This window comes from Lentzea sp. NPDC051213 (assembly GCF_044455585.1).
Lineage (GTDB): Bacteria > Actinomycetota > Actinomycetes > Mycobacteriales > Pseudonocardiaceae > Lentzea.
This window is the reverse complement of the sequence record NZ_JBITEX010000003.1, coordinates 313783-338721: the sequence shown is the minus strand read 5'-3', so window position 1 is coordinate 338721 and position 24939 is coordinate 313783. Positions and strand designations below refer to the sequence as shown.

Annotated in this window: 27 protein-coding genes; 16 read left to right on the top strand and 11 right to left on the bottom strand. The window is 68.8% G+C overall.

Going from position 1 to position 24939, the window contains the following annotated elements:
- Positions 1-8: 8 nt before the first annotated feature.
- Positions 9-2003 (top strand): protein meaA, encoded by a 1995-nt coding sequence (locus tag ACIA8G_RS15100; RefSeq protein ID WP_396419026.1) that lies wholly within the window; start codon positions 9-11, stop codon positions 2001-2003.
- A 17-nt stretch (positions 2004-2020) separates the two neighbouring features.
- Positions 2021-2779 carry an enoyl-CoA hydratase-related protein gene (locus tag ACIA8G_RS15095; RefSeq protein WP_396419025.1) on the top strand — a complete coding sequence of 253 codons (759 nt, stop codon included), beginning with the start codon at positions 2021-2023 and terminating at the stop codon, positions 2777-2779.
- On the opposite strand, the gene ACIA8G_RS15090 is transcribed toward ACIA8G_RS15095, so the two are convergent.
- On the bottom strand, positions 2694-3551 hold the full coding sequence (locus tag ACIA8G_RS15090) for a helix-turn-helix transcriptional regulator (protein WP_396419024.1): 858 nt from the start codon (positions 3549-3551) through the stop codon (positions 2694-2696). The two genes, ACIA8G_RS15095 and ACIA8G_RS15090, sit on opposite strands and share 86 nt — an antisense overlap.
- Before the next feature lie 102 nt (positions 3552-3653).
- Between ACIA8G_RS15090 and ACIA8G_RS15085 the strand changes: the two genes are divergently transcribed.
- Positions 3654-4352 carry an SDR family oxidoreductase gene (locus ACIA8G_RS15085; protein ID WP_396419023.1) on the top strand — a complete coding sequence of 233 codons (699 nt, stop codon included), beginning with the start codon at positions 3654-3656 and terminating at the stop codon, positions 4350-4352.
- Here ACIA8G_RS15085 and ACIA8G_RS15080 read toward each other — a convergent pair.
- Complete coding sequence (locus tag ACIA8G_RS15080) at positions 4349-4756, bottom strand: hypothetical protein (RefSeq protein ID WP_396419022.1); 408 nt, start codon at positions 4754-4756, stop codon at positions 4349-4351. The two genes, ACIA8G_RS15085 and ACIA8G_RS15080, sit on opposite strands and share 4 nt — an antisense overlap.
- Positions 4753-5346, bottom strand: coding sequence for a DJ-1/PfpI family protein (locus ACIA8G_RS15075; RefSeq protein WP_396419021.1), 594 nt, complete (start codon positions 5344-5346; stop codon positions 4753-4755). Before ACIA8G_RS15075 ends, ACIA8G_RS15080 begins: the two co-directional genes overlap by 4 nt.
- Positions 5347-5452: 106 nt before the next feature.
- On the opposite strand from ACIA8G_RS15075, the gene ACIA8G_RS15070 reads away from it, so the two are divergent.
- Positions 5453-6370: a GlxA family transcriptional regulator gene (locus ACIA8G_RS15070; protein WP_396419020.1), complete on the top strand. Its 918-nt coding sequence runs from the start codon at positions 5453-5455 to the stop codon at positions 6368-6370.
- On the opposite strand, the gene ACIA8G_RS15065 is transcribed toward ACIA8G_RS15070, so the two are convergent.
- Positions 6361-6897, bottom strand: a complete 537-nt coding sequence (locus tag ACIA8G_RS15065) for an NUDIX domain-containing protein (RefSeq protein ID WP_396419019.1) — start codon at positions 6895-6897, stop codon at positions 6361-6363. The genes ACIA8G_RS15070 and ACIA8G_RS15065 overlap by 10 nt on opposite strands.
- Positions 6898-6951: 54 nt before the next feature.
- Here ACIA8G_RS15065 and nucS point away from each other — a divergent pair, with 54 nt between their 5' ends.
- Entirely contained in the window at positions 6952-7611 is a 660-nt protein-coding gene (gene nucS / locus ACIA8G_RS15060) for an endonuclease NucS (protein WP_396419018.1), read from the top strand.
- Here the strand turns inward: nucS and ACIA8G_RS15055 are convergent, their stop codons facing one another.
- Positions 7612-8124, bottom strand: a complete 513-nt coding sequence (locus ACIA8G_RS15055) for a hypothetical protein (RefSeq protein ID WP_396419017.1) — start codon at positions 8122-8124, stop codon at positions 7612-7614.
- Positions 8125-8295: 171 nt separating this feature from the next.
- On the opposite strand from ACIA8G_RS15055, the gene ACIA8G_RS15050 reads away from it, so the two are divergent.
- The 4 genes from ACIA8G_RS15050 to ACIA8G_RS15035 all read left to right on the top strand — a co-directional run bounded on the left by ACIA8G_RS15050 (position 8296) and on the right by ACIA8G_RS15035 (position 13042).
- Positions 8296-9987, top strand: a complete 1692-nt coding sequence (locus ACIA8G_RS15050) for a sodium:solute symporter family protein (protein ID WP_396419016.1) — start codon at positions 8296-8298, stop codon at positions 9985-9987.
- An 11-nt stretch (positions 9988-9998) separates the two neighbouring features.
- Entirely contained in the window at positions 9999-10244 is a 246-nt protein-coding gene (locus ACIA8G_RS15045; protein WP_396419015.1) for a hypothetical protein, read from the top strand.
- Between the two features lie 199 nt (positions 10245-10443).
- Positions 10444-11460, top strand: coding sequence for a hypothetical protein (locus ACIA8G_RS15040; RefSeq protein ID WP_396419014.1), 1017 nt, complete (start codon positions 10444-10446; stop codon positions 11458-11460).
- A gap of 76 nt (positions 11461-11536) precedes the next feature.
- Entirely contained in the window at positions 11537-13042 is a 1506-nt protein-coding gene (locus ACIA8G_RS15035) for an aldehyde dehydrogenase family protein (RefSeq protein ID WP_396419013.1), read from the top strand.
- A gap of 26 nt (positions 13043-13068) precedes the next feature.
- On the opposite strand, the gene ACIA8G_RS15030 is transcribed toward ACIA8G_RS15035, so the two are convergent.
- Complete coding sequence (locus ACIA8G_RS15030) at positions 13069-14064, bottom strand: ABC transporter substrate-binding protein (protein ID WP_396419012.1); 996 nt, start codon at positions 14062-14064, stop codon at positions 13069-13071.
- 143 nt (positions 14065-14207) lie between these two features.
- Here ACIA8G_RS15030 and dhaK point away from each other — a divergent pair, with 143 nt between their 5' ends.
- From dhaK to ACIA8G_RS15005, 5 genes are all read left to right on the top strand, one after another.
- Positions 14208-15200: a dihydroxyacetone kinase subunit DhaK gene (dhaK, locus tag ACIA8G_RS15025; RefSeq protein WP_396419011.1), complete on the top strand. Its 993-nt coding sequence runs from the start codon at positions 14208-14210 to the stop codon at positions 15198-15200.
- Between the two features lies 1 nt (position 15201).
- Complete coding sequence (dhaL, locus tag ACIA8G_RS15020) at positions 15202-15846, top strand: dihydroxyacetone kinase subunit DhaL (RefSeq protein WP_396419010.1); 645 nt, start codon at positions 15202-15204, stop codon at positions 15844-15846.
- 121 nt (positions 15847-15967) lie between these two features.
- Positions 15968-16678 (top strand): dihydroxyacetone kinase phosphoryl donor subunit DhaM, encoded by a 711-nt coding sequence (gene dhaM, locus ACIA8G_RS15015; protein ID WP_396419009.1) that lies wholly within the window; start codon positions 15968-15970, stop codon positions 16676-16678.
- Positions 16679-17176: 498 nt separating this feature from the next.
- Entirely contained in the window at positions 17177-18955 is a 1779-nt protein-coding gene (locus tag ACIA8G_RS15010) for a 3-hydroxyacyl-CoA dehydrogenase family protein (RefSeq protein WP_396419008.1), read from the top strand.
- Positions 18956-19014: 59 nt separating this feature from the next.
- Positions 19015-19602 (top strand): DUF3558 family protein, encoded by a 588-nt coding sequence (locus tag ACIA8G_RS15005; RefSeq protein ID WP_396419007.1) that lies wholly within the window; start codon positions 19015-19017, stop codon positions 19600-19602.
- Here ACIA8G_RS15005 and ACIA8G_RS15000 read toward each other — a convergent pair.
- On the bottom strand, positions 19599-19805 hold the full coding sequence (locus ACIA8G_RS15000; protein WP_396419006.1) for a zinc ribbon domain-containing protein: 207 nt from the start codon (positions 19803-19805) through the stop codon (positions 19599-19601). The genes ACIA8G_RS15005 and ACIA8G_RS15000 overlap by 4 nt on opposite strands.
- Before the next feature lie 32 nt (positions 19806-19837).
- Here ACIA8G_RS15000 and ACIA8G_RS14995 point away from each other — a divergent pair, with 32 nt between their 5' ends.
- A complete protein-coding gene (locus tag ACIA8G_RS14995) occupies positions 19838-20131 on the top strand; it encodes a hypothetical protein (RefSeq protein WP_396419005.1) in 294 nt (97 codons plus the stop codon).
- A gap of 3 nt (positions 20132-20134) precedes the next feature.
- Here ACIA8G_RS14995 and ACIA8G_RS14990 read toward each other — a convergent pair whose 3' ends face one another.
- Both ACIA8G_RS14990 and ACIA8G_RS14985 read right to left on the bottom strand, forming a co-directional pair.
- Positions 20135-20824 carry an alpha/beta fold hydrolase gene (locus tag ACIA8G_RS14990; protein ID WP_396419004.1) on the bottom strand — a complete coding sequence of 230 codons (690 nt, stop codon included), beginning with the start codon at positions 20822-20824 and terminating at the stop codon, positions 20135-20137.
- Complete coding sequence (locus ACIA8G_RS14985; protein WP_396419003.1) at positions 20824-21369, bottom strand: GNAT family N-acetyltransferase; 546 nt, start codon at positions 21367-21369, stop codon at positions 20824-20826. Before ACIA8G_RS14985 ends, ACIA8G_RS14990 begins: the two co-directional genes overlap by 1 nt.
- An 18-nt stretch (positions 21370-21387) precedes the next feature.
- Between ACIA8G_RS14985 and ACIA8G_RS14980 the strand changes: the two genes are divergently transcribed.
- On the top strand, positions 21388-21912 hold the full coding sequence (locus ACIA8G_RS14980; RefSeq protein ID WP_396419002.1) for a histidine phosphatase family protein: 525 nt from the start codon (positions 21388-21390) through the stop codon (positions 21910-21912).
- Between the two features lie 355 nt (positions 21913-22267).
- Here the strand turns inward: ACIA8G_RS14980 and ACIA8G_RS14975 are convergent, their stop codons facing one another.
- On the bottom strand, positions 22268-23545 hold the full coding sequence (locus ACIA8G_RS14975) for a chromosome segregation protein (RefSeq protein WP_396419001.1): 1278 nt from the start codon (positions 23543-23545) through the stop codon (positions 22268-22270).
- Positions 23546-23581: 36 nt separating this feature from the next.
- Complete coding sequence (ccrA, locus tag ACIA8G_RS14970; protein ID WP_396419000.1) at positions 23582-24895, bottom strand: crotonyl-CoA carboxylase/reductase; 1314 nt, start codon at positions 24893-24895, stop codon at positions 23582-23584.
- Between the last annotated feature and the right edge of the window lie 44 nt (positions 24896-24939).

Genomic DNA, 24939 nt, shown 5'->3' with positions numbered 1-24939 from the left:
AGGTTGCTGTGCCGTACCCAGCTGATCGTGAACGCGACCGCCCCTGGGTGATGCGCACGTATGCGGGTCACTCCTCGGCCACGGCGTCCAACGAGCTCTACCGCCGCAATCTCTCGAAGGGCCAGACCGGTCTGTCGGTGGCCTTCGACCTGCCGACGCAGACCGGCTACGACCCCGACGACGAGCTCGCCAAGGGCGAGGTCGGCAAGGTCGGCGTGCCGATCAGCCACATCGGCGACATGCGGCAGCTCTTCGACCAGATCCCGCTCGCCGGCGCCAACACGTCGATGACGATCAACGCGACGGCCATGTGGCTGCTCGCGCTGTACGTCACCGTGGCGGAGGAGCAGGGCGCGGACCCGTCGGCGCTGGCCGGTACGACGCAGAACGACATCATCAAGGAGTACCTGTCCCGGGGCACCTACGTGTTCCCGCCGGGACCGTCGCTGCGGCTGATCACCGACATGGTCGCGTGGACCGTGACGAAGGTGCCGAAGTGGAACCCGATCAACATCTGCAGCTACCACCTCCAGGAGGTCGGCGCGACGCCGGCGCAGGAGGTCGCGTACGCGATGTGCACGGCGATCGCCGTCCTCGACTCGGTGCGCGACTCCGGTCAGGTGCCGCAGGAGAAGTTCGGTGAGGTCGTCCAGCGCATCTCCTTCTTCGTGAACGCCGGTGTGCGGTTCATCGAGGAGATGTGCAAGATGCGCGCGTTCACCCAGCTCTGGGACGAGATCACGCTCGAGCGCTACGGCGTCGAGAACCCGAAGCACCGCCGGTTCCGCTACGGCGTGCAGGTCAACTCGCTCGGCCTGACCGAGGCGCAGCCGGAGAACAACGTCCAGCGGATCGTGCTGGAGATGCTCGCGGTGTCGTTGTCCCGCAACGCCCGCGCCCGCGCGATCCAGCTGCCGGCGTGGAACGAGGCGCTCGGCCTGCCGCGTCCGTGGGACCAGCAGTGGGCGCTGCGCATGCAGCAGGTCCTCGCCTACGAGACGGATCTGCTGGAGTACGACGACATCTTCGACGGCTCGCCGGTGATCGAGGCCAAGGTCAACGACATCCTCGCCGGTGCGCGCGAGGAGATCGACCGCGTGCAGGCGATGGGCGGTGCGGTCGCCGCCGTCGAGTCCGGCTACATGAAGTCGAACCTGGTGTCCTCACTGGCGGATCGCCGCCGCCGCGTCGAGGCGGGCGAGGACATCGTGGTCGGTGTCAACAAGTTCGACACCACCGAGCCGTCGCCGTTGCAGGCCGAGGGCGCGAACGCGATCGAGACCATCGACCCGATCGTCGAGCTGCACGCCGTCGAGGCGATCCAGCAGTGGCGGACCACCCGCGACAACGCCGCCGTCGAGGTCGCGCTGGACGCGTTGCGCGAGGCCGCGAAGACCGACGAGAACCTCGTCGAGGTGACCCTGGCCTGTGCTCGCGCCGGCGTGACGACCGGTGAGTGGTCGCAGGCGCTGCGCGACACGTTCGGCGAATACCGCGCGCCGACCGGTGTTTCCGGTGCTTCGGCGTCCGGTGAGGCCGGGTCGGAGATCGCACGGGTGCGTGAGCGCGTGCGCGGGACCGGCGAGGAGATCGGTGAGCGGCTGCGCATGCTGGTCGGCAAGCCGGGCCTCGACGGGCACTCCAACGGCGCCGAGCAGGTCGCCGTGCGGGCCCGCGACGTCGGCTTCGAGGTCGTCTACCAGGGCATCCGCCTCACGCCGTCGCAGATCGTGGCCGCGGCCGTGCAGGAGGACGTGCACGTCGTCGGGCTCTCGATCCTGTCCGGCTCGCACCTCGAGGTCGTGCCCGCCGTGGTCGACGGGCTGAAGGCGGCCGGTGCCGGGGACATCCCGGTGATCGTCGGCGGCATCATCCCGCCGGACGACGCGGCGAAGCTGCGCGATCGTGGGGTGGCGCGGGTGTTCACGCCGAAGGACTACGAGCTGACCGAGATCATGGACGAGATCGTCACCGTGATCCGCGAGGTGCATTCCCTGACGTAGGGCCTTAGTGTCGCGGCATGGTTGACGTTGTGCGGGACGGGTCCGTCGTCCGGATCACGATGAATCGGGTTGCCCGGCGCAACGCGTTGTCGGCCGAGCACCTCAGCGAACTGCTGGAGGCGTTCCGCGAGGCGGGTTCGTCGGACGCGGCCGGCATCGTGCTGGCCGCCGAGGGGCCCGTTTTCTCCGCCGGGCACGACTTCGGGGACGTGGACGCCCGTGACGAGGAAGGCGTGCGGCTGCTGCTGGAGTTGTGCACGGTGCTGATGAAGACCATCCAGGCCGTGCCGCAGGTGGTCATCGCGCGCGTTCACGGGCTGGCGACGGCCGCCGGGTGCCAGTTGGTGGCTTCTTGCGATCTTGCCGTGGCTTCGCTGGACGCCGGTTTTTCTTTGCCCGGCGGGAAAGCCGGGTGGTTCTGCCACACGCCCGCCGTTCCCGTCGCGCGTTCCGTCGGGCGCAAGAGGTTGATGGAGATGGTGCTCACCGGGGACGTCGTGGATGCCGCGACGGCCGTCGAGTGGGGTCTGATCAACCGTGCCGTGCCCGCTGCGGAGTTGGACGCCGAGGTCGACGAACTGCTGGCGCGGGCCACGCGGGGGAGCCGGGCGTCCAAGGCCGTGGGCAAGCGGACGATCTACGCGCAGCTGGACCGTCCCGAGGCCGACGCCTACGACATCGCGCTGGCCGTCATGGCCGAGACTTCGCAGTCCCCGTCAGCCAAAGAGGGACGGGCGTCGTTCCTGGAGAAGCGGCCGCCCGTGTGGCCCGACTAGTCGCGAGGAGCCTCAACGCGTCCGCGGTCGGGCTGCCCGGCTCGGCCCGGTAGATCACCAGCTGCTGGCCGGGCGCCTCGCGGACGTCGAACGAGTGGTAGACGAACGTGAGCGGACCGACCGCCGGGTGCACGAAGTCCTTGGCGTCCTGGGTTTTTCCCCTCACCTCGTGCTGCTCCCAGAGCTCGGTGAAGAGGGCGCTTTCGCTCAGCGCCTCGACGATCTGCTTGAGGCGCGGCGACTTCGGGTCGGCGACTCCCCTCAGGTGGGCGACGGTGCTCTGGGCGACCCACTGCCAGCGCGGGTAGAAGCTGACGGCGGCGGGGTCGAGGAACGTCATCCTGGCCGCGTTGTCGGCGGGGGTGAACGGGTCGTACAGGGCCTCGGCCAGCGCGTTCATGGCGAGGATGTCGAGCACCGAGTTCATCACGAACGCCGGCATGTCGTGCATCCCGCTGATGAGCTGTCGCAGCGCCGGGCTGACGACGTCCGGCGCGTGGCCTTCGTCTGCGACGACTCCGGCGAGCCGGTGCAGGTGGGCTCTGGCGTCCGTGTCGAGTTTGAGCGCACGGCTGAGCGCATCGAGCACCTGCGCTGACGGGTTGGTCTCCCGGCCCTGTTCGAGACGGGCGTAGTAGTCGGCGCTCACGCCGGCCAGGACGGCGACCTCTTCTCGCCTGAGCCCCTTGACCTTGCGCTGGGTGTGACTCGGCAGGCCCGCGTCCTCGGGGTTGACGCGGGCGCGGTGGGCTTTCAGGAACTCTCCGAGCACGGTGTCGAGGTTAGTTGCGGGCGCCGCGCTCTGCCTGGGTGTGGCGCACCTAGGCAGAAGGTGTCCTGGTTGGAGGCGGTTTCGACGGCGATCGTTGTCGCCATGAGCAAAGTTGTGTTGATCACTGGAGCTTCGAGCGGTATCGGTGAGGCGACGGCCCGTGCGCTGGCCGCTGCCGGACATGAGGTGTTTCTCGGCGCGCGCCGGGTGGATCGGCTGGCGGCGCTGACCGAGGAGATCGGCGGCTCGTACCAGGCGTTGGACGTGACCTCGCGGTCCGACTTCCAGTCGTTCGTCGACGCGGCGGTCGCGCGGTACGGGCGGGTGGACGTGCTGGTGAACAACGCGGGTGTGATGCCGTTGTCTCCCATGGACTCGCTGCTCGTCGACGAGTGGGATCGCATGGTGGACGTGAACATCCGCGGTGTGCTGAACGGGATCGCGGCGGTGCTGCCGCTGTTCCGCACCGGCGGCCACATCGTGAACGTCGCCTCGATCGCCGCGCACAGCGTCGCGCCCACCGCCGCCGTGTACTGCGCGACGAAGTACGCGGTGTGGGCGCTGTCCGAGGGGCTGCGGCAGGAGCGCACCGACCTCCGGGTCAGCGTGATCTCGCCCGGTGTCACGGAAAGCGAGCTCACGGACAGCATCACGGACCCGTCGGCGGCGGCGTTCATGGACACCTATCGCAAGGACGCGCTGCCCGCGTCCGCGATCGCCGACGCCATCGCGTACGCGGTCTCGCAGCCTTCGTACATCGATGTGAACGAGATCGTGGTTCGGCCGGTCGGGCAGCGCTAGGCACCGGTTGTCGAGCCGGGCCTGATGATCATCAGCACGGTGACCACGGCCCACAGCAGGTTGAAGATCCCGGTGTACATGGCCAGTCCCTTGATGTCCCTGGTCTTGATGGCCTTCTCCTGGCCCGGAAGGATTTTGAGGGCCAGCACGAACGCGGCGGCGGTGGTGAGCGCGATCGACACGATCACCCAGGGGTGGCCGGTCACGCCCATCACGCCGGCCGTGGCGAACCCGAACACCGGCACCGAGATGCCGATCAGCGCGTAGACGCGGCAGATCCTGTGCAGGAGTTCGGGGTTGCCGTTGGTGGTGACGGCCTTCGGGAACATGCTGGCGGCGACGGTGACCGGGCCGATGGCGAGGATCGCGGCGAGGACGTGCAGCGAGAGGAACAGCTTGCTCATGCGGCGCTCCAGACGGTGCCGCGGCGTTCGTGGGCGAAGAGGACCTCGACCTCGTGCGCCTTCCGTGCACCCTGGTTGCGTTCGACCAGGTACAGGGCGAGATCCACGCCGGAGGTCACGCCCGCGGCCGTGAGGAGGTCGCCGTCCTCGACCAGGCGGGCGGGGATCGCGTTCACCCCGAACCGGGCGAGCGCGGGCAGCCCGATGTGGTTGGTCGTGGCCGTCCGTCCGCTGATCAGGCCGGCGGCGGCCAGGAGCAGGGAGCCGCCGCACACGGTCGCCACCGTCAGGCTTTCCTTCGCGAGTGCCTGGCCCAACGGCTCGGCGAGGGTGGGCAGCGCCTTGCCGAACAGTGCGATGACCTCGTCTTCCGCGTAGGCTGCGGCGCCGGGGATCACCACGATGTCCGCGCGTGCCGGATCCAGCTTCGCGGTCGCGCTGAGCGACAGCATGCCGAGGCCGGCGAGCACCTCGCGCGGGCCTTCGGCGGTCACCAGTTCGGCCTGAATTCCGCCTGCCGTCAACGTTTCGTACGGCCCGATCGCGTCCAGCGGATCGAAGCCGTCGAACAACACCACCTGAGCGAGCATCCGCCCCTCCTCCTGTCGTTGATCAAGACGGTAGGCGTGGCGGGGGTTGTCGAGAACTGGCTGGAATGCCATGTTCCAACGGATTCTCGCCAGCTACCGTGGAGGCATGCACGAGGTGGCGGTACTGGTGATGGACCGGGTCGTTCCGTTCGACTTCGCGATGCCCGTCGACGCGTTCAACTGGACCGGGCGCTACCGGGTCCGGGTCTGCGGTCCGAAGAGGACCGTCGAGACGGAGTTTTTCACGCTGAAAGTGCCGCACGGCCTGGATGTGCTGTCCGAAGTGGATACGATCGTGCTCGCCGGGCACGACCCGGACCTAGTCGTGCCCCGGCAGGTGATCGAGGCGTTGCGGCAGGCCGCGGACAGGGGTGCCCGGATCGCGTCGGTCTGCACGGGGGCGTTCGTGTTCGCGGCGACCGGGTTGCTGGACGGGCTGCGGGTGACCACGCACTGGCTGGCGGCCGATGAGCTGTCGGCGCGGTTCCCGGCCCTGGTGGTCGACCCGGACGTGCTCTACGTCGACAACGGCCAGTTCCTGACGTCCGCCGGTGCCGCGGCGGGAATGGACCTGTGCCTGCACATGATCCGGCGCGACCACGGGTCCGCGGTGGCGGCCGACGCGGCTCGGCTGGCCGTGATGCCGTTGGAGCGCGAGGGCGGGCAGGCGCAGTTCATCGTGACGCCACCGGCGGCGCCGCAGGGCGCGGAGCTCGAACCGGTGCTGCGGTGGATGGAGGAGAACGCCGGCCGTGACCTGACCCTGGCGGACATCGCGGACCACGCCGGCATGAGCACGCGGACGTTGAACCGGCGGTTCCGCGAGCAGACCGCGACGACGCCGCTGCAGTGGCTGCACCGGGCGCGGGTCCGCCAGGCGCAGCACCTGCTCGAGACGACGAACCAGCCGGTGGAGCTGATCGCGAGCCACGTCGGGTTCGGTTCGGCCACGGCGTTCCGCGACAGGTTCAAGCGGATCGCCGGGACCTCACCCCACGCTTATCGGGCGGCTTTTCAGGGCTGAGAGTGTTCGTGCAGCAAGAGGAGCGTGTAGGCGGCGATCGACTGGGCGTCGGTGATCTCGCCCTTCGCGATCATCGTCTCGAAGTCGGCGCGGGCGAACCACGCCGAGCGCATGTCCTGCTCCTCGAGTTCCCGCTCGTGGAAGCCCTCGGTGAGCTCCGTCGCGAGGAACACGCTGCCGCGCTGCGACGTCAGGCCGGGCGCGACGTCGAGCAGACCCAGATAGATCATCTTGCCGGCGCGCAGGCCCGTCTCCTCGCGCAGCTCGTGGCCGGCGAGCTCGAGCGGGTCGGAGTCGGCGCGGTTCGGCGCGGTGCCCTGGGGGAACTCCCAGCGGCGCAGGCCGAGCGGGTAGCGGAACTGCTCGACGAGGCGGATGCGCTCGCCGTCGAGCGGGATGACCAGCGCGTAGTCGGGCTTGTCGACAACGCCGTAGATGCCCGTCGTGCCGTCCGCGCGGCGGATCGGGTCTTCCCTGACGGTCATCCACTGGTTTGCGTACACCTGACGGGTGCCGAGGCTTTCCACGCCACGGACCGTACCTAACGTCAGGTTTCTGGACGCACCCCGTAGCCTGTCGCGGTGCGTCTCGTCATCGCTCGCTGCCAGGTCGACTACGTCGGACGACTCACCGCCCATCTGCCGATGGCTCAGCGACTGCTGCTGATCAAGGCCGACGGTTCGGTGTCGATCCACTCCGACGACCGCGCGTACAAGCCGTTGAACTGGATGAGCCCGCCCTGCTGGCTCATCGAGGACCCGGACATCTGGACGGTGCAGAACAAGGCGGGGGAGAAGCTGATCATCACCCTCGAAGAGGTGCTGCACGACTCCAAGCACGAGCTCGGCCCCGAGCCTGGCCTGCAGAAGGACGGTGTCGAGGCCGACCTGCAGAAGCTGCTCGCCCAGCACGTCACGACGCTCGGCGACGGCTACACGCTGGTGCGTCGCGAGTTCCCGACCCCGATCGGCCCGGTCGACCTGATGTGCCGCGACGGTGCCGGTGTCTCGGTCGCCGTGGAGATCAAGCGGCGTGGCGAGATCGACGGCGTCGAGCAGCTCACCCGGTACCTGGAGCTGCTGAACCGGGATCCGCTGCTGGCGCCGGTGCAGGGTGTGTTCGCGGCGCAGCAGATCAAGCCGCAGGCCCGGACGCTGGCCGAGGACCGCGGCATCCGGTGTGTGGTGCTGGACTACGACGCGTTGCGCGGGATCGAGCCGGACGAGTTCCGCCTGTTCTGATCAACGGCGCCGCAGGCGCATGCGGTAGGAGACCATCCGCATGTACTCGGAGTTGGGTCGCTCGTGGTCGTCCAGCTCCATCAGCCGGTAGATCGACGGGATACCGCGGTCGTTGTCGACCATCTCCCCGATCTCGTCGCGGATGGCCTGCGGCAGCGCCTCCCAGAGCGGCTTGGCTTCGCAGGACGGGCAGATGCTGCCCGCGTCGGCGGCACCGCCCTCGATCTGGCCGTCGCACTCCGGGCACGACCACCTCGCCCGCAGCGACGCGCAACGCTCGCACGCCGGGTTCAGGAAGTGGTCCGGCCGGAACGTGGCTCCTGGTACGCCGCACATCGTGCAGTTGATCGGAAGCCCAGCGCGTTCGGCCACCGCGAGCAGCGTCGCGTCGATCTCTTCCGAGCTGACCGTCTGCAGGTAGCGTTCACGAAGCCAGTACCGGGCGAGACCAACGTCGCCCTCGGCGAGGTGGGTCTCGACCTTGGTGCGGAGGTCGTCCGGCAGTTCGATCACGGGGTCAGTGTCGGCCGGTGCGGGAGTCCGCCGCACCCCATTTCTGATGAGCGCCCCACCTCAGGTCGTGGTTTCGTGATCAAGCACATGGGGTAAGAACTCGCGCACCTGGAGTAGTGTCCTCTCCTGGTCGTTGCTGTTCGACTTTGTTGGAAGTCTGGGAGGTGGGCGGTGTCGGTGTTGGCCGAGGCGGACCTGCGGCTTGATGCGGGACCGATCGACTACGCGTTGCTCGTCATCTATTTCGTGGTGGTACTGGGCATCGGCGTGATGGCACGACGATCCGTCTCAACCAGCCTCGACTTCCTGCTGTCCGGGCGATCACTCCCGGCCTGGGTCACCGGGCTCGCGTTCATCAGCGCGAACCTCGGTGCCCTTGAGCTGATGGGCATGACGGCCAACGGCGCGCAGTACGGCATGGCGACCGTGCACTACTACTGGATCGGCGCCATCCCGGCGATGGTGTTCCTCGGTCTGGTGATGATGCCGTTCTACTACGGCTCGAAAGTGCGCAGCGTTCCCGAGTTCATGCGCCGCCGGTTCGGCAAGCCGGCTCACCTGGTCAACGCCATCAGCTTCGCCGTCGCGCAGATCCTGATCGCGGGCATCAACCTGTTCGCGCTCGCGGTGATCATCGACGCGCTGCTCGGGTGGCCGTTGCCGGTGTCCATCTGCGTCGCGGCGCTGGTGGTGCTCGCGTACACGACGCTGGGTGGTCTCAGTGCCGCCATCTACAACGAGGTGCTGCAGTTCTTCGTCATCGTGGCCGCGCTGGCGCCGCTCACGATCATCGGCCTGATCAAGGTCGGCGGCTGGCAGGGGCTGGTCGCGAAGGTCACCGACCAGGAGCAGCTGTCGGCCTGGCCCGCGACGGAGCTCACCGGCATCAACAGTCCGGTGTGGAGTGTCGTCGGGCTGGTGTTCGGTCTCGGTTTCGTGCTGTCGTTCGGTTACTGGACGACGAACTTCGCCGAGGTGCAGCGCGCGATGAGTGCGAAGTCGATGTCGGCGGCCAAGCGGACGCCGATCATCGGTGCGTACCCGAAGGCGCTGATTCCGGCGATCATCATCATTCCCGGCATCATCGCGGCCGTGATCGTGCCGGAGATGGCGCAGCTCAAGGCCGGCGACACGAGCAGCGGCGTGGCCTACAACAACGTGCTGCCGTTGTTGATGCGCGACCTGCTGCCCAACGGCATCCTCGGCATCGCGATCACGGGCCTGCTGGCGAGCTTCATGGCCGGTGTGGCGGCGAACGTCAGCTCGTTCAACACGGTCTTCACGTACGACCTGTGGCAGGACTACATCAAGAAGGACAAGCCGGACGAGTACTACCTGCGCATCGGCCGTCTCGCGACCGTTGGTGCGTGTGTGCTCGCGATCGGCACGGCCTTCATCGCGGCCTCGCTCGGCGGGTCGAACATCATGGACTACATCCAGGCGCTGTTCTCGTTCTTCAACGCGCCGTTGTTCGCGACGTTCATCGTCGGCATGTTCTGGAAGCGGATGACGCCGACCGCGGGCTGGGTCGGTCTGCTCGCGGGCACGTTCACCGCGATGTTCGTCTACGCGATCTCGGAGCCGTCGTTCGGCATCGAGTGGCTGGAGCTGCCCGGTCAGGGCGCCAGCTTCCTGGGTGCGGGACTCGCGTTCGCGGTGGACGTCGTCGTGAGCGTCGCGGTCAGCCTGGTCACGCGGCCGAAGCCGGACAGCGAACTGGTCGGGCTGGTCTACAGCCTGACGCCCAAGGAAGACAGGTCGCACTCCACCACCGGCGAGGACGCGGGCTGGTACCGCTCGCCCGCCCTGCTCGGTGGCGGAGTGCTGGCGCTGACGACCGTTCTCTACTTCATCTTCGGCTGAGGGAGGCTGCCATGAGGTTGTTCGACCTGCGATTGATCATCGCGTTCCTCTTCGGCGTGTACGGCGTCGTACTGGTCGTGATCGGGCTCGGCTTCACGACGGCCGAGGACCTCACGAAGGCCGAAGGGGTCAACATCAACCTGTGGGCCGGCATCGCCATGGTGGTGCTGTCGGCGGTGTTCGCCGCATGGGCGACGCTGCGGCCTCAGTTCGCGAAAACGGCTACGACTGCGGACGACCTGGGTAAACAGGGTTGAAGGCCTCGATCGTCCACGCGTCGAGCCAGTTGAATGCGCGGCGAATTCGGTTAACCACGTCTCTCCTTCTCTCGGGGTCTTCACCTGGTACAGCGCGTTGATCTTCTGAATCGTTCCCGTTGCGGTGAGTGACATCGACCACCGCGGCAACCCGGGGTACTGCCCACGAACGCCCGCAAAGGTCGCTACCGTGCACGTCGTGCCCCGCTTTCGTGCCACTGCGCTGCTTGCCGCTGCCGCGCTGCTGATGACCGGCTGTGCCACCGGTCCGGGTCTGGCCAAGACCAACTCGCCGCGCCGCACCGTGCAGGCCGGTGCGGAGACGAGCTCGGCCGACCCGTCGGCCAAGCCGTCCGCGCAGCCGAACAAGCCGGTCGACCCGGCGTTCGCGGCCGAGCGGCTGCGGTTGATCAACCCGTGCGCGTTGATCGAGAAGGAACTGCTGCAGACGGTCGGCACGCCGGCGCAGTACACGAGCAGCAACTACACGCGCTGCTCGAACTACATGAAGGACAAGGCGGGCAAGACGCTCAACATCGCGCTGGACATCGGCTACACGCTCACGTCCAGCGACCTGAAGAACGCGACCCAGCAGCTCGCCGGGCTCAAGAGCGGTGAGCAGAAGCTCGGCACCACGTCGTGCTCCCGCACGGTCGTGACGCAGGAGAACCCGGCACAGGCCGTGCGGGTCCAGGTGAGCACCAGTTCCACCAACGCGGCCACCGAGATGTGCGAGCCCGGACGTAAGGTGCTCGAGGGCGCGGTCCGCAAGCTCAAGGGCAACCCGCAGAAGTACACCCCGCCGAAGGGGTCGCCGGTCGAGGTCGACCCGTGCACCATCGTGGACAAGGCGACGCTCGCACCCGTGCTCGGTGCCTCGCCGCGGTCGCTGCCGTTCGGGCTGCACCAGTGCTCGTGGTCCGGGCAGAGCGGGCAGATGCAGCTGGAGTTCAAGACGGCGCGCATCCCGAAGGACGGCAAGTTCGACAGCAAGTCGGTAGAGGTCGACCTCGGTGGCGGTCTCAAGGGCTACCAGGTGCTCAAGGACGGCCCGTTCCCGACGTGCGAGCTGGTCATCGTCCGCACCAAGGACTCCAGCGACGCGGGTGAGATCGCGGAGTTCAACGTCGGGGCCTCGAAGGAGAAGGAGCTCGACCGCTGCCAGGCTGCTCAGGCCTTCGCCAAGGCCGTGCTGCCCAGCCTGCCCAAGCCGTGACGGGGCCAGGCGGGGGCTGAAAGTTCTTCAAGTACGCGTTAGGGTCAAGGTTACTGGCTAGTATCAGGAGGGCCCAATGACGCAGACCGCTCCGGACAGCGCGCTGTCGGCCGATGGCGAGCAGCGGCGGTTCGCCTCACTGGACCCGCGCACCGGTGAGGTCGTCGCGCAGCACCCGATCCACACGGCCGCCGAGGTCGAGGACGCGGTGTCCTCGGCTCGTGAAGCCGCCGCGTGGTGGGCGGGCCTCGGTTTCGAGGGGCGCAAGACCAAGCTGGACGCGTGGCGCAGGGTGCTGTCGCAGCGTGCCGACGAGTTCATCGCGTTGATCAGCGCGGAGACCGGCAAGCCCGCCGACGACTCCCGCGTCGAGATCGCGCTGGTGATGGACCACCTGCACTGGGCGTCGCGGCACGCCGGACGCGTGCTGGGCAAGCGCCGGGTCCCCTCGGGCATGCTGATGATCAACCACAGCGCGACGCTGGAGTACCGGCCGCTGGGCGTGATCGGCGTGATCGGGCCGTGGAACTACCCCGCGCACACGCCGATGGGCTCGATCTCGTACGCGCTGTCCGCCGGCAACGCCGTCGTGTTCAAGCCGTCCGAGTTCACGCCGGGCGTCGGCACGTTCCTCGCTTCGACGTTCACCGAGGCGGTGCCGGAGTACCCGGTGTTCCAGGTCGTCACGGGCTTCGGCGAGACGGGTGCGGCGCTGTGCGCGTCGGGCGTGGACAAGATCGCGTTCACGGGTTCGACGCGGACGGGCAAGAAGGTCATGGCTGCCTGCGCCTCCTCGTTGACGCCGGTGCTCGTCGAGTGCGGCGGCAAGGACGCGCTGATCGTCGACTCCGACGCCGACCTGACCGCCGCGGCGGAAGCGGCGATCTGGGGCGCGGTGTCGAACGCCGGCCAGACGTGCGCGGGCGTGGAGCGCATCTACGTGGCCGAGGAAGTGGCCGACGAGTTCATCGAGATCGTGGTGAAGCGGGCCCGCAAGCTCAAGCCTGGTGGCGAGCCGAACGCGAACCTCGGGCCGATCACCATGCCGGCGCAGGTGGAGATCATCCGCGAGCACGTGCAGGACGCGCTGGACCGCGGTGGCAAGGCGCTGGTCGGCGGGCCCGACTCGATCCGGCCGCCCTACGTCGAGCCGGTAGTGCTGACCGACGTGCCGGAGGACTCGCTGGCGGTCACCGAGGAGACCTTCGGGCCGACCGTGGTGATCAACCGGGTGCCCAACGCGCTGGAGGGTGTGCGGCTGGCGAACCAGTCCAAGTACGGACTGGGTGCCGCCGTCTTCTCGAAGGCGCGCGGTGAGGAGCTGGCGGCCGAGCTGCGGGTGGGCATGGTGTCGGTCAACTCCGTGCTGACCTACGCGGCGATTCCCGGGCTGCCGTTCGGTGGCGTCGGCGACTCCGGGTTCGGGCGCATCCACGGCGAGGACGGGCTGCGCGAGTTCGCCTACGCCAAGGCCGTGACGAAGCAGAAGTTCGCCTCGCTGATCAACATGGCGACGTTCGACCGCTCTTCCATGGCGGGCAAGCAGATGCTGCGTCTCGCGCGGATGCTCTTCGGACGGTAAGAGCACCCGCGCGAGCTCGCTGGTTGTTAGGCGCCGAGCTGCTTCTGCAGGTCGTCCAGGACCACGTTCGCGGCCAGCACGCCGAGGCCGAGGAAGTAGGTCTCGTCGGCGACCGGCTTGGCCTTGCCCGCCTTCACGGCGTTGAGGCCCTTCCACAGCGGACCGCCGAGGACGTCGGGCTGCGCGGTCTTGGCCGGGTCGCCGTAGGTCGAGTAGATGACGAAGTCGGCGTCGGCCTTGCTGATCTGCTCCGCGCTCACCTCGGCGGCCAGTTCGTCGACCTGGGACGGGGTCGGCTGCGGGATCTTGGCGTCGATCAGGATCGTGCCGATGAAGGACTTCTTGGCGTACAGACGAATCTTGCCGGGCATGAAGCGCAGGGCCGTGACGGTCGGGCGCACGCCGAGCTTCTTCTCGATGGCGGTGCCGGCCTGGATGGCCTTGTTCGTGTAGTCCTCGAGCATCTTCGCGGCGTCGGCCTGACGGTCGAGCGCGGCGGCGTTGAGGATGAAGTTCTCCTTCCACACGTAGCCGGGGCGCACCGAGAAGACGGTGGGGGCGATGGCCGCGAGCTTCGGGTAGAGGTCCTTCGCGCGGAGCTCCGAGCCGAGGATCAGGTCAGGATTGAGCTTGGTGATGGCCTCGAGGTTGAGGTTGTTGATCGTGCCGACGTTCTCCGGCGTGCCGCCCTTGTCCCCGATGTAGGAGGGCATGGTCGGGGAGCCGTCGGTGTAGGCGATGCCGACCGGCTTGATGCCGAGGGCGACGACGTTGTCGAGCTCGCCGGTGTCGAGCACGATCACCCGTTCGGGCTTCTTCTCGAGCTTGGTCTCGCCCATCGCGTGCTTGATGGTGCGAGGGAACTCGCCGGGCTTGGAGGTCGTGCCGAATCCGTTGCTCAGTTCGGTGGCCTTGCCGAAGTCCGCGCCACCCTGGGCGACGGAGGGCTTGTCCGGCGTGCTCGGGCCGCAAGCGGTCAGGGTCAGGGCGACTGCGACGAGCAGCGCTGCTCTCTTCGACACGAGGTTGTTCCTCCACTACGGAACGTGATGTTGACCTGCGGTTATTAGGGCAGGCTAACGGTACTGGGGTATTTGGCCCGTTCCGAGTGTCAGACCCCCGGAGTAAGAAGGAACACGGCCACCACCGATCGGGAGGGTGAGAGATGAAGAAGATCATCAATGATCCGGAGACCGTGGTGCAGGACGCGCTGCGGGGCATGCAGGCCGCTCATCCCGATTTGCTGTCCGTGCACTACGACCCGGCCGTGGTGGTGCGCGCGGACGCCCCGGTGCAGGGCAAGGTCGCGCTCATCTCGGGCGGCGGATCCGGCCACGAACCGTTGCACGGAGGGTTCGTCGGGCGCGGCATGCTCGACGCGGCCTGTCCCGGCGCCGTGTTCACCTCGCCGACGCCGGACCAGGTGCTCGACGCGGTGTCGCGGACGGACGGCGGCGCGGGCGCGTTGCTGATCGTGAAGAACTACACCGGCGACGTCCTGAACTTCGAGACCGCCGCCGAGCTGGCCGAGTCCGAGGTGCGCAGCGTCGTGATCGACGACGACGTGGCGGTGAAGGACTCGCTCTACACGGCGGGCCGGCGCGGCGTCGGCGGCACGGTGCTGCTGGAGAAGATCGTGGGCGCGGCGGCCGAGCGCGGAGACGACCTCGCCTCCTGTGAGGCGCTCGCGCAGCGGGTGATCGGCTCGGTGCGGTCGATGGGCCTGGCGCTGACCGCGTGCACGGTGCCGCACGTGGGTTCGCCGAGCTTTGAACTGGCCGACGACGAGATGGAACTCGGCGTAGGCATCCACGGCGAGCCGGGCCGCCAGCGGGTGCCGGTCGGTACCGCAGCCGAGATGGTCGCGGCACTGCTCGACCCGATCGTGTCGGACCTGCCCTTCGCCGCCGGTGACCGGGTGCTGCTGTTCACCAACGGGATGGGCGGAACTCCGCTGATCGAGCTTTACTTGGCGCACGGCATCGCGGAGAACCTGTTGGCTGATCGGGGGATCACAGTGGAACGCAGGCTCGTAGGCCCGTACATCACGAGCATGGAGATGCAGGGCATGAGTCTCACACTGCTCAGGCTGGACGACGAGATGGCCGAGCTGTGGGACGCACCGGTGCACACCCCCGCACTGCGGTGGGGAGTCTGAGGTGGGGTGCACGGCAGCAGACGTCGTGGCCGCCCTGCGCGCCGCCACACTCGTCGTGCAGGAGCACCGCGACGAGCTGGTGCGCCTGGACCAGGCGATCGGCGACGCGGACCACGGCGAGAACCTGAGGCGCGGCTTCACCGCCCTGCTGTCCCGGTTGGACGCCGAGGAGCCCACAACGCCCGGCAAGGCCCTGAAACTCGTGGCGACCACGCTGATCTCCACCGTGGGCGGCGCGGCAGGCCCGTTGTACGGCACGGCTTTCCTGCGCGCGTCGGCCGCGGTGGGTGATGCCGCCGAGCTGGACAGCGAGGCCGTGGCCAAGGCCCTGCGAGCCGCGCTCGACGGCGTGGTGGCGCGCGGCAAGGCCGTGGTGGGCGACAAGACGATGGTGGACGCCCTGACTCCGGCCGTGGCGGCTGCTGTCTCTGCCGCTGGTTCCGACGCCGTTGATGGCTCGGTGGCGGCGGTGTTGTCGGCGGCGGCCGATGCGGCTGCGGAGGGGGCCGAGTCGACCGTGCCGATGGTGGCGCGCAAGGGGCGGGCCTCGTACCTCGGCGAGCGCAGCGCCGGCCACCTCGATCCTGGTGCGCGCTCGACTGCTCTGTTGTTGCGCGCCTTTGCGGATGCGGCGGCCAAGGCATGACGGCCGTGGGGGTGCGCTCGCAGGCCGGTGTGGTGCGGGCCGGTGTGGTGCGCGGCCGTGTCGGCGGGGTTGCCGTGCGGGTTGGTGAGGCTGCCTGCCTTGGCGGAGGGGCGGTGCCGGCATGACAGCGCCGTCGCCGGACACCAGCCGAGTCGGGCTGGTCGTCGTCTCGCACAGCGAGATGCTCGCGAGCGGCGTCGCCGAACTGGCCTCGCAAATGGCCCCCGACGTCGCCGTGGTGCCCGTCGGCGGCACGGACGAGGGCGGGCTCGGCACGGACTACGGCGCCGTGGTCGAGGCGCTCGCAGATGCGGACTCCGGCGGGGGCGTGGTCGTCCTCTACGACCTGGGCAGCGCCAAGATGACCGCCGAGATGGCCGTGGAGTCCGCCGACGACCCGGCCCGGTACACCGTGGTGGACGCGCCGCTGGTCGAAGGCGCCGTGGCCGCTTCCGTTGCCGCACAAGGAGGCGCGTCGCTGGCCGACGTCGCAGCCGCCGCCGAGGGCGCGTCCGGCGAAACCCCGGCAACCGTCCAGAGCCGCCCCGCGCTGCACCTCGTGCCGGATGCGGTGTCCGCGGAAGTGTTGCTGACCAACGAGGTCGGCCTGCACGCCCGCCCTGCGGCGTTGCTGGCGCGGACGGTCGCCGAGCTCGACGCCAACGTGGTGGTCCGCTACGGCGACGAGGAGGCGAACGCCGCGAGCGTGCTGGCGTTGATGGGACTGAGCGCTCCGGGCGGCAAGTCGATCACCGTGCTGGCGACGGGGAAAGACGCGCGCGAGGCCGTCCGGCGCATCGAGGAGCTGGCGGAGAGGGGGTTCGACGACTAAGCGCCGTTCATCCGGCCCAGCGTGGACATCGCAGGGCAGGGCGATGCCGCCCAGACCGCGGAGAACGGAGTGGGTACTGCTGCCGGGCCGTGGAGAACGAGTAGGTGCTGCGGCCCAGGGCGGTGGAGACCTGAGTCGGCGCTTCGGCCCAGGCCGTGTGGGAACGGAGTCGGCGCTGCGGCCCAGGCCGTCGAGACACTTCGTCGGCTTTGTACGGCCCAAGCCGTGCGGAGAGTTAGAACCGGAGCACCGCCGCCCAGACCCGCGGAGAGGAAGCCAGGCGCCGATCCGCAGGCACCTGACCGCAACCCGGACGGCTCTGCCCCGCACTGCCCCATACGTGTTCAACCAGCACGGATACGGGGTCTAGGCGTTTGCTAGACCGATAACTGTTTCGATCCTGATGGCGAAGCTCACGGCCTCTGTTTGCGCTGGGAGTGGCATAGTCGCCCGCAAGTTACTCCTTGGTAGCCCACGCTTAACCGCGGGAGGTCTGCAGTGGCGCGCGAAATCAACACCGTCGGAGTCGTCGGCTTCGGAACCATGGGCGCGGGCATCGTGGAGGTACTCGCGCGCACCGGGCTCGCGGTGAAGGTGGTGGAAGTCGACGCGACCGGCATCGAACGCGGCCTCGGGCACCTGGAGCACTCCACCAGCCGGGCGGTCCGGCGCGACAAGCTCTCGTCGGACGAGAACACGGCGCTCCACGGCCGGATCACGACGAGTCTGGACCTCAACGACCTCGCCGACTGCGATCTGGTGATCGAGGCGGTGCCGGAGAGCGTCGAGTTGAAGGCGCGGATCTTCTGCGCGCTGGACGAGATCCTCAAGCCCGAGGCGATCATCGCGTCGAACACCTCGTCGCTGTCGATCACCGAGATCGGCGTGCACACGAAGAGGCCCGGCAAGGTCGTCGGCCTGCACTTCTTCAACCCGACGCAGGTGCTGAAGCTGGTCGAGGTCGTGCGCACGGTCGTCACGGAGCCGGACGTGATCACCGACGTGGTCGCGTTCACCGAGCGCCTCGGCAAGTCGCCGGTCGTGATCGGGGACAGGGCGGGCTTCATCGCGAACGCGTTGTTGTTCCCGTACCTCAACCACGCGGTGAAGATGCTCGAGTCCAAGTACGCGACGCGCGAGGACCTCGACGCCGCCATGCGGTACGGCTGCGGCTACCCGATGGGTCCGTTGGCGCTGCTGGACCTCATCGGTCTGGACACCGCGTACGAGATCCTCGACACGATGTACCACCAGTCGCGCAACAGGCTGCACGCGCCGGCGCCGCTGCTGAAGCAGATGATCACCGCGAACCTGCTGGGGCGGAAGACCGGGCGCGGCTTCTACAGCTACGACGGGCCGGACTCGCCGGTGGTCGTCGCGGACACGCAGACGCCGCAGTCCGATGTGGACGGTGCGGTGCCGGCGCGTGACGTCCAGCGGGTCGGTGTCATCGGCACCGGCACGATGGCGACGGGCATCGCCGAGGTGTTCGCGAAGCGCGGTTACGACGTCGTGCTGCGGGCTCGCAGCCTGGAGAAGGCCGAGAAGGCGATCGGCGCGGTGCGCAAGTCGCTCGACCGCGCGGTGTCGAAGGGCAAGCTCGCCGAGGCCGACCGCGACGCCACGCTCGCCCGCATCCTGCCCGCAGTGGAGTTCGTGGAGCTGGCGGACTGCGACCTGGTCGTCGAGGCCGTCGCCGAGGAGATCGGCATCAAGAAGGAGGTCTTCGCGGCGCTCGACGAGGTGTGCAAGCCCGGCGCGGTGCTCGCGACGACCACGTCCTCGCTGCCGGTCATCGAGGTCGCGGCGGCCACGAGCCGGCCCGCGGACGTCGTCGGCCTGCACTTCTTCAACCCCGCGCAGATCATGAAGCTGGTCGAGATCGTCGAGACGATCTCGACGGGCGCCGACGTGGTCGCCACGGCCCGCAAGATCTGTCTCGACCTCGGCAAGCACCCGGTGCACTGCGGCGACGTGGCGGGCTTCATCGTCAACGCGTTGCTGTTCCCGTACCTCAACGACGCGGTGAAGATGCTCGAGGCCCACTACGCCGAGGCCGACGACATCGACAACGCCATGAAGGTCGGCTGCGGCTTGCCGATGGGACCGTTCTCGCTGCTGGACGTCGTGGGCCTGGACGTGTCGCTGGCGATCCAGCGGACGCTCTACCTGGAGTTCCGCGAGCCCGGCTTCGCGCCGGCGCCGTTGCTGGAGCACCTGGTCACGGCGGGTCGCCTCGGCCGCAAGACGGGCAAGGGCTTCCGCGACTACACGTGACCGGTACAGGAGGTGTGCCGCTAACAGGGGCACCATGCCGGGTCTGGCATGGTGGTGACATGCGTCGACTGGTGCTCCTGTTGGCTGTCCTCCTGCTCGCGTCCGGCTGCGCCCAGACGACTGTCGGCGGCACCCCGGTCGCGCAGGCGCCGCTCGACGCCGAGTCGCCGTTCGGCCAGCAGCCCTCCACCGACCCGAGCGCGTCCCAGGAGCCCGACCCCCAGAACGCGCCGATCGACGGCGAAGTGCAGGGCGTGTGCGCGAAGCTCAAGTGGACGGACCTGCCCTACCCCGGCGGCAAGGCCGAAACGCCGCCCACGCAGATCAACTACGACTCCACGTTCGACCAGTCGTGCCGCTGGACCACGAAGATCGACAACTTCGAGGTCGGTGTCTCCCTGCGGTTCCGCGAGGGCAGGCAGATCACCATCGAGCGCACCACCGGTGACTGGGACGTCAAGGGCCGCAAGGTGACCTACCTGGACCGCTCGGACGAGCCCGACGTCGAACCGTCGTGCGTGCTCGTCGTGCCCTACGACGGCGGTGGGCTCGGAATCATCATCATCGACTCGTCCGGCAAGTTCGGCACCGTGTGCGACCAGGGTCGCAAGGTCGCCGAGGTGCTGATCGACCGCGAGACGGCCTAACCGCAGCAACCCCCGCCGCAGCACCCGCCGCCTCCGCCGCCCTGCGACTGTTGCTGCGTGCCACCGATACCGGCCATGGACAGCAGCTTCACCGTGTCGGCGTGGCCTTCCGGGCAGCTCGCGGGCGCGGACGACTCGCTCATCGGACGCTGCAGCTCGAAGGTGTCGTCACAGCTTCGGCAACGGAACTCGTAGGTCGGCACGGGACGATTCTACGAGCGGTTACCGTGTTCTCGTGCCACGTCGTAACACTCCCAAACCCGAAGACGCCCGGCCCCTCGGTGGCGGCGTCGGCTGGGCGCGTGCCGAGTCGGGTCCGGACGGCGAGTGGCTGGTCCGCGCCATCTCGGGCGCGCAGGCGCAGAAGACCTACCGCTGCCCCGGCTGTGACCACGAGATCCGCCCCGGCACGCCGCACGTGGTGGCGTGGCCCGCGGAGGACACCGGCTCGGTGGAGGAACGGCGTCACTGGCACCAGGCGTGCTGGGAGTCGCGCGGCCGACGAGGTCCGACCGCGCGACGCTGGTGAGCTTCAGATCCCTACCTGGGTGCGCCACCGCTCCAGCCGTGCGCGGAACTCCTCCGGCTGCTCGACCGGCATGAGGTGCCCGGCCCCTTCGACGCGCTCACTCGTGCTGTGCCGCAACGTCACCGCGAGCTTCGCGGCCACGTCGGGTGGCGTGATCTTGTCCTGGTCGCCGACCAGCACCAGCGAAGGCACGTAAGCTTTCTCCAGCACGTCCGTCGAATCGAGGCGGGCGGCCATCGCCCGCTGCCACCACGCGACGTCCTCCGGCCGTTGCGCCAGGATCATGGTGCGCACGAGGTTCTTCGCCTCGTCCGACGCGTTCGGTCCGAGCAGGTTCGGCAGCATCGCGTCCGGAATCCAGCCGACGCCTTCGCGTTCGACCCGCTCTGCCATGGCATGCCGGTTCTCCGCGGCTTCCGGCGCATCCGCGGTGTGCTTGGTGTCGGCGAACACGAGGCCCTTCACCCGCTCCGGCGCTCGCCTGAGCACCGCCATCGCGACGTAGCCGCCCATCGAACAACCACCGAGCAGCACGCTGTCGAGACCGCGCGCGTCGAGCTCCTCCACGACCTGGAGCGCGAGCACGTCGAGGTCCGGCTCGCCGTGGCCGCGGAGGTCCGGCGTGATCGCGCCCGGAACGTCCCACATCCGCGCGTCGAGCGGAAACGCGTGCAACAGCACGAGGTCGTCCATCAGGCCTCCCATTCCGGCGCCAGCACCGACCACACCTCGAGGTTCTGCCTGACCCCGCGGTGCGGGTAGTGCGAGCGCAGCACGCCGTCCTTCGTCATCCCGAGCCGCCGCGCCACCGCGATGCTGGTCGCGTTCTCCGTCGACACCAGCCACTCAACCCGATGCACGCCGCGGTCGCGAATCGCCCAGTCGATCAGCACCGTCGCCGCCCGCGTCACCAGCCCCTTGCCGACCGCGGCCGGCTCGAGCCAGCACCCGACCTCGGCGCGCCCCTGCGGGATGTCCATCACCCGGAACAGCACCCCGCCGACCAGCTTGTCGTCGAGCCAGATCCCGTAGATCCGCCCGGTGTCGCTGGCGGCCTTGTCGGCGTAGCTCTGCAACAACTTCCGCGCGTGCTCGAGATCTTTCGCAGCGTCGGCGAACGCGATGTGCCGGCCGATGAACTCCCGGCCGCGCTCGATGTGGGCAAAGAACTCCGGCGCTTGGAAGGGCTCCAACGGCCGTAGCTCCGCCCCGTCACCCAACGACCTCACGAACATCATTTCCCCCATGATGAGTATGTGACTCGAATCGTATTGGTGCGCCACGCGCAGTCCGTCTGGCCACGCTTCGGAGAGCCGGACTACGACGAGCGTCCGTTGAGCGAGGACGGCCTGGCGGAAGCGGAGTCGTTGGTCGCGCGCCTGACCGCTCTCGCTCCGGCGGCCGTGTTGTCGAGCCCGCAGTTGCGTGCGGTGCAGACCGTGAGGCCTACCGCTTCGGCTCTCGGGCTGGAGGTGGCGACGTGGCATGAGCTGCGGGAGTGGGATTCGGGTCTGGTGCCCAGCGCGGATTGGGAGACGCCGTGCTCCTACAGCTGGGCCAACCCGGCGGCTTCGCACGGGGATGGGGAGAGTCTCGACGAGCTGACCGTGCGGGCGGGGGAGGCGTTGGCGCGCGTGGCGGCGCTGTACCTGGACGCGACTGTGGTGGTGGGGTCGCACGGAACGTTCCTGTCGCGGGCGCTGATCTCGGCTGGGCGGCAGGTGGATTGGGAAGTCCACCGGACGATGCCGATGCCGGCTGTCTACGAGATCCGGCGCTGATCAGCGACAACGCAGAATTGTCGGTGTCGGCTGGGATAATTGAAATCAGGGGTCCCCCTGGGCGGGGGACCTCTGCGTCAGCTTGGCGCGCACCGCGAGGGTGGGGGTGCGGTGGGGCGGCGCGCACCACACGAGGCCGGCGGGGGCGCGGTGGGGCGGCGCGTGCCGTGGGGGCGGCGCGCACCACGAGCGCAGCGGGGGCGGCGCGTGCCGTGAGGGCGGCGCACACCACGAGCGCAGCGGGGGCGGCGCATGCCGTGCGGGCGGCGTGCACCACGAGGGCGGCCCCTTTGCGGCGGCGCGCTTGCAGGCGGCGCGTGCGAAGGGTGTCGTGCGCGGTGAGGGGCTTGCGCCGTCAGGACTTCTTGGCCGGCTGCGGACGGGCGATCTTGGCCGTCGGCCCGTCCACCTGCGGCGCGTTGGCCGGCTTGCTAGGCGTGGGCTGAGCAGTCGGCGGCGGGGTCGGAACGGCCTGAGGAGCCGCAGCCTGCGTGGGCTGAGCCGGAGCGGCCTGAGCCTGAGCCGCAGCACCCGGAGCACCCGCGCCACCCGGAGCCGGAGCAGGCTGAGCCGGAACCTGCTGCCCACCAGGCGCAACACCGTCCACCGACCCCACAGCGGCGGAAGCCGCCTCCTCCTCCACCGGGTCGAGCAGCGGCACCACGTCCTGCAGAGCCGTGCGCACCCCGTGCAGCTGGTGCGAGAGGCGGTTGCGGAGGTTGCGCAGCTGGTCGACGCGCTGGGTGGCGGCGGTGGTGCGGCGGTTCGCTTCCTCGGTGGCCTCGCGGACTCGGCGGTTCGACTCGTCGGTGGCTTCCTGGATGCGGGCGGTGGCTTCGGTCACCGAGTCGTGGCGGCGGCGGTTGGCCTCTTCGGTGGCTTCGCGCACTCGGCGCTCGGCTTCGGCTTTGGACGTCGTCTGTTCGGTGGCGATGGCGGCGCGGACTCGGGCTGCTTCCTCGGCCGCTTCGCGCAGGCGGCGGTCGGCCTCGGACTTCGAGGTGGCCTCCTGGGTGGCCAGGGTGGCCATCGCCTCGCTGCGGCGGGCGGCCATCGCGATCTCGAAGTCCTCCTCGACCGTCACGCGGCGGGCCTCGGAGTCGTCGGCGATCTTGCGGGCGGCGGACTCCGCCTCGGAGACGATCTTCTCGGCCTCCGCGCGTGCGGTTGCCAGGACGCCCTTGTGCTCGGCCTCCATGGCTGCGCGGCGCTCGTCCAGTTCGACGATCAGCTTCTCGTAGCGCTGGCGGAGCACACCCGCGTCGGCTTCCGCCTTCGTGCGGATGTGCCCGCCCTCTGCTTCGGCACGGGCCTTGATCTCGTTCGCCTCGTCCTGCGCCAGGCGCAGCATGCGCTGGAGGCGCTCGGAGAGCCCCTCCAGCGTCGTCGGCGGCAGTGACAGGCGTTCGACCTGGCTGCGCAGCTCGGTCATGTCCGAGCGCGCGGCCTCCAGCTGGCGGGCCAGATCGGACGTCTGGGACACGGCGGCATCGCGGTCCGCGGCGAGCAGCCGCAGGTCCGAATCGAGGCGTTCGAGATGGTCCTCGACCTGAGCGCGGTCGTAACCGCGCTTGACGATGTCGAAGCCGGATCCCAGAGGGACGAGGTCACGGTCGTCGGCGAGGGGGCCCATGCCCTTCACGCTACCCGTTCGAGTAACCCCGGAAGGTCACACACCCCGGAATCGGTTGATTGCCGTGAGGTGTTGTGCGCGCAGTTCGTGATCCAGCACACCAAGACCTTCCGAAGGGGCAAGGCACAGCACGCCGACCTTGCCCTGGTGCGCGTTGCGGTGCACGTCGTGCGCTGCCTGGCCCGTTTCGTCCATTGAGTACACCTTGGACACTGTCGGGTGGATCTTCCCCTTGGCCACCAAGCGGTTCGCCTCCCACGCCTCGCGGTAGTTCGCGAAGTGCGAGGAGATGATGCTCTTCAGGTTCATCCACAGGTAGCGGTTGTCGTACTGGTGCATGTACCCGGAGGTCGAGGCGCACGTCACGATCTTGCCGCCCTTGCGCGCCACGAACACCGAGGCGCCGAACGTCTCACGGCCGGGGTGCTCGAAGACGATGTCCGGGTCCTCGCCGCCCGTCAGCTCACGGATGCGAGCGCCGAACCGCTTCCACTCGCGCGGGTCCTGCTCGTGCTCGTCCTTCCAGAACTTGTAGCCCTCGGCGGACCTGTCGATGATCAGCTCGGCGCCCATCGACCGGACGATCTCCGCCTTCTCCGGCGAGGAGACGACGCAGATCGGCGTCGCGCCACCGTTGAGCGCGAACTGCGTGGCGTAGGAACCGAGACCGCCGGACGCGCCCCAGATCAGGACCGTGTCGCCCTGCTTCATGTTGGCGCCGTTGGTCGACACCAGCTGCCGGTACGCGGTGGAGTTCACGAGGCCGGGCGACGCCGCTTCCTCCCACGTGAGGTGCTTGGGCATCGGCATCAGCTGGTTCGACTTCACCAGCGCGAGGTCCGCGAGACCACCGAAGTTCGTCTCGAAGCCCCAGATCCGCTGCTGCGGGTCGAGCATCGTGTCGTTGTGCCCGTCCGGCGCCTCCAGTGGCACGTCCAGACAGTGCGCCACGACCCGGTCGCCCGGCTTCCACGCGGTGACGCCGGGACCGGTGCGCACCACGACGCCGGCCAGGTCCGAACCCACCACGTGGTACGGCAGGTTGTGGCGGCCGCCCAGCTTCTTCAGGAAGCCGAACGTCGACACCGGCTCGAAGATCGAGGTCCAGACGGTGTTGTAGTTGATGGCCGAGGCCATGACGGCGACCAGCGCCTCGCCAGGACCGAGCTCAGGCGTGGCGACCTCGTCGACGTGCAGCGACTTGCGAGGGTCTTTGTCCCTCGTCTCGAGGCCCGAGAACATGTCGGCCTCGTCCGCGTGCACGGTCACGCCTCGATAGCTCTCGGGCACGTCCAACGAGCCGATGGCGTCCAGCTCGTCGGCCAGGATCGCATCAAGGATCTTCTGCACGGCGGCATTCCTTCCCAGTGAGGGATAGTCGCAGGTTGCCGGAG

Bases quoted from the DNA above. Each gene is read 5' to 3' on its own strand.
- ACIA8G_RS14975 (WP_396419001.1), bottom strand. From the start codon at position 23,545: ATGGGCCCCCTCGCCGACGACCGTGACCTCGTCCCTCTGGGATCCGGC.
- ACIA8G_RS15095 (WP_396419025.1), top strand. From the start codon at position 2,021: ATGGTTGACGTTGTGCGGGACGGGTCCGTCGTCCGGATCACGATGAAT.
- dhaK (WP_396419011.1), top strand. From the start codon at position 14,208: ATGAAGAAGATCATCAATGATCCGGAGACCGTGGTGCAGGACGCGCTG.
- ACIA8G_RS14990 (WP_396419004.1), bottom strand. From the start codon at position 20,824: ATGGACGACCTCGTGCTGTTGCACGCGTTTCCGCTCGACGCGCGGATG.
- ACIA8G_RS15075 (WP_396419021.1), bottom strand. From the start codon at position 5,346: ATGCTCGCTCAGGTGGTGTTGTTCGACGGCTTCGATCCGCTGGACGCG.
- ACIA8G_RS15045 (WP_396419015.1), top strand. From the start codon at position 9,999: ATGAGGTTGTTCGACCTGCGATTGATCATCGCGTTCCTCTTCGGCGTG.
- ACIA8G_RS15070 (WP_396419020.1), top strand. From the start codon at position 5,453: ATGCACGAGGTGGCGGTACTGGTGATGGACCGGGTCGTTCCGTTCGAC.
- ACIA8G_RS15005 (WP_396419007.1), top strand. From the start codon at position 19,015: ATGCGTCGACTGGTGCTCCTGTTGGCTGTCCTCCTGCTCGCGTCCGGC.
- ACIA8G_RS15080 (WP_396419022.1), bottom strand. From the start codon at position 4,756: ATGAGCAAGCTGTTCCTCTCGCTGCACGTCCTCGCCGCGATCCTCGCC.
- ACIA8G_RS14985 (WP_396419003.1), bottom strand. From the start codon at position 21,369: ATGATGTTCGTGAGGTCGTTGGGTGACGGGGCGGAGCTACGGCCGTTG.
- ACIA8G_RS15035 (WP_396419013.1), top strand. From the start codon at position 11,537: ATGACGCAGACCGCTCCGGACAGCGCGCTGTCGGCCGATGGCGAGCAG.
- ACIA8G_RS15085 (WP_396419023.1), top strand. From the start codon at position 3,654: ATGAGCAAAGTTGTGTTGATCACTGGAGCTTCGAGCGGTATCGGTGAG.
- dhaM (WP_396419009.1), top strand. From the start codon at position 15,968: ATGACAGCGCCGTCGCCGGACACCAGCCGAGTCGGGCTGGTCGTCGTC.